Below are 648 nucleotides of genomic sequence, written 5' to 3'. Positions count from 1 at the left end.
CCAAATGATAGCATTTCTGCTGCAGTTATATTTAATTCGGTGTTATTTGTTTTTGCTATTTTATTCAACGAATGAAGAGTATCTGCACCAACATCAATAGTTATTTCCATAACGATTCACCTTCTTCTATAGGTATTGTTTTAAGTCCAATTCCGTTCATTTTAAACCGAACTTCTTTATAAGAATTATTCTGAAATCCTGAGAAATTATCGTTTAAATATTTGATGGTTTTTTGTTTTATTTCCTTCAAGGAATCGTCATTAATATTGGATGAAATAACTAAGCTTTGATAATGATTGTGATACATCAAATGGGGTATGGATGCATGAATTTGTTCAATCATTTTTCTTATATCTTGCAATGGATTTTCACTTTTTTTATGTGGTGAAATTTCATTATGCAGGCAAAATTCTAAAAGAAATTTTAATGCTTTTGCTGGCGAAATATCTGATGAGCCTCGTTTTTGTAAATCAAATTGATGTGCAATTTTATTTAAGTACTCCCGCTCATATTCTGAAATACGTAAGGTAATGACGTCATTTTCTTTCATAGAGGGGCTCATTTATTGAATCAATACAAGTATACAATAGTATTATTTATGTATACAACTGTATTTTTAAGTTGATATCCATTGATTTTACAAGGGGT

1 protein-coding gene is annotated in these 648 nt (G+C 29.3%); it reads right to left on the bottom strand.

Annotation, left to right across the window (positions count from 1 at the left end):
* Positions 1-100: 100 nt before the first annotated feature.
* Complete coding sequence (locus tag A8O27_RS18230; protein ID WP_058460617.1) at positions 101-550, bottom strand: hypothetical protein; 450 nt, start codon at positions 548-550, stop codon at positions 101-103.
* Between the last annotated feature and the right edge of the window lie 98 nt (positions 551-648).

Origin of the sequence: Legionella bozemanae, from assembly GCF_001648595.1 — a bacterium.
In the GTDB taxonomy this organism is placed as follows: domain Bacteria; phylum Pseudomonadota; class Gammaproteobacteria; order Legionellales; family Legionellaceae; genus Legionella; species Legionella bozemanae.
The sequence above is the reverse complement of the archived record's forward strand: the minus strand, read 5'-3'. Positions and strand labels throughout refer to the sequence as shown.